Source organism: Bradyrhizobium sp. 147, from assembly GCF_023073935.1.
Classification (GTDB): Bacteria; Pseudomonadota; Alphaproteobacteria; order Rhizobiales; family Xanthobacteraceae; genus Bradyrhizobium.
On the sequence record NZ_JADPKL010000073.1, the window covers coordinates 1 to 1,201 of the forward strand.

1 protein-coding gene is annotated in these 1,201 nt (G+C 63.9%); it reads right to left on the reverse strand.

Translation table 11 applies throughout. The features are described from left to right. Positions 1-6: 6 nt before the first annotated feature. Positions 7-1,110 (reverse strand): ISAs1 family transposase, encoded by a 1,104-nt coding sequence (locus IVA87_RS15850; protein WP_247334143.1) that lies wholly within the window; start codon positions 1,108-1,110, stop codon positions 7-9. Positions 1,111-1,201 lie beyond the last annotated feature (91 nt).

Sequence of the window (1,201 nt, forward strand, 5' to 3'; positions counted from 1 at the left end):
GCAGGGCTATCGCATATGGCGAAGCATACTGAGGAGGAAGGCATCATCCCAGCCCGCGCGCTTGATTTTGCGTCGAATCGAGGCGGTGTCGGGATGAGATCGCAAGATATTGAGGGCGAGCCTGCGCAGGGTGGCAAGGTTCTCGGGAGCGTTGTCCTTCCGGGCACGGTTGCCATCCTCGGCGAAGTGAACATCGAGCACCCAGTGGAGCTGGTTCTCGATGCCCCAGTGGCTTCGGGTGACGTGCAGCAGCCGCTTGGGAGAGATGTATTTGGAGAGGAGATAGTGGCGCACGAGCGGCGCATCGGGCGGCTTCGCCCGGGGGCGCCTGCGCGAGGTGACGCGCCCCAGCGCGACAACGCCGGGAAAGCCATGGCGTGCCGCCAGGCTGGTGTTGCGCATGACGGTGGCACGCCGCGCTTCGTGCCGATCGTGACTGGAGGGGTCGATCTGTGCGGCGCTGCTGCGCTTGCCCGATCGTGCAAACTGCTGCGTGACCGCTTTGAACAAAGGGCCACGGTTGGCCTTGATCGCCAGTGCATAGTCGCCACCCCGCTGCAGCACGGCACTGGCAAAGGCGCGGCTGCAATGCAGCGCATCAGCTGTGACGATACAGCCCTCCAGACTGAGAAGCTCCAACACCTCCAAGGCGCCTGCGGTCTCGTTCCGGCCGGGCGCTTTCCGCTGAGCCAAGGCCATGCGGGCTTCCACCGCGAAGACGTTGACCAGATGCAGCGGCATGGCCTTCCCACCACGCTCGTAGGCGCCGCGCAACGCCTTGCCATCGACGGCCACCACCCCCGTGAGCTTGAGCCCATTGACCTTGGCGAAGGCCGCCATGAAGCGACGGAATGCCTTCTCGAAGGCGTCCGGCTCGAGCAAGCGGAATACCCGACTGAACGTGTCGTGGCTCGGCACGCCATGGTCCAGGCGCAGGAAGAGCCGCAGCAGTTCTTGCTTCGCCTCGCCGAAGTCCGCCATGTCCGAGCACGACTCTGCTCCACACAGCGTCGCCGCCAGCGCGATGACCAACACCTCCAAAAGATCGTGCCTGGCATTGGCCGCTCGCGGATCCGGCAGCCGACCAAAAACCTTCGTGAACCTCCGCATCCGACCCCCTCCATGCTCTGGGAGTCGTCTTCAGAATCTCTCTTGCTCTCCAATGCAATAGGCCAGAGAAATCCATATGCGATTCCCCTGC

What these genes read in the sequence shown, in the direction of transcription:
- IVA87_RS15850 (WP_247334143.1), bottom strand. Translation starts at nt 1,110, where the DNA reads ATGCGGAGGTTCACGAAGGTTTTTGGTCGGCTGCCGGATCCGCGAGCG.